Here is a 600-nt window from a genome sequence, read left to right as displayed (position 1 = left end):
CCAGCAGCCACGGCGGCGGACAGCTGCGCCGTCAGGTCGGCAGTGTTGGCATCGGCCAGCGTCAGGTCTCCGCGCAGGCGCTGGTTCATCGCCTCCACGTCTGTCACCTTGCTGTTTGCGGCGGACAGCTGCGCCGTCAGGTCGGCAGTGTTGGCATCGGCCAGCGTCAGGTCTCCGCGCAGGCGCTGGTTCATCGCCTCCACGTCTGTCACCTTGCTGTTTGCGGCGGACAGCTGCGCCGTCAGGTCGGCGATCTGGGCGTTGACCGCTTCGATCTCGGGCAGCGCCTGACCGGCGTCATCGCCCGTCGCGGCGGCCCACTCGGTGGTCACCGGCTCGTCATCGCTGACGGGCTGGCACTTGTTGACGCCCCAGCCCGGCACTTCGTTGGCGGCCACCTCGACGACGTCGCCGACCTTCGCGCCCTGCGGCCAGGGCGCCTTGAGTTGGGTGATGCGCAGCTTCATGATCAGCTCGCGGTGATGTGGCAGATCGAGGTCTGACCGCTGGCGTCCACGCGGAACTGCGGCGCCACCGCTGCCATCACGCCGAAGACGTAGTCGTCTTCCTGGTTCAGGCGGGTCTTCGGGCGGGTCACCA

The 600-nt window shown here is 68.5% G+C and carries 2 protein-coding genes; both read right to left on the bottom strand.

From position 1 onward, the window contains the following. Nucleotides 1-467: hypothetical protein (locus tag AC1DU6_RS34815; protein WP_477863087.1), on the bottom strand; the 467-nt coding region annotated here is incomplete at its 3' end. A 2-nt stretch (nt 468-469) separates the two neighbouring features. Next, nucleotides 470-598 (bottom strand): major capsid protein, encoded by a 129-nt coding sequence (locus AC1DU6_RS34810; RefSeq protein ID WP_477863089.1) that lies wholly within the window; start codon nt 596-598, stop codon nt 470-472. Nucleotides 599-600 lie beyond the last annotated feature (2 nt).

It is taken from the genome of Roseateles sp. P5_B10 (assembly GCF_056400485.1).
The sequence above is the reverse complement of the archived record's forward strand: the minus strand, read 5'-3'. Positions and strand labels throughout refer to the sequence as shown.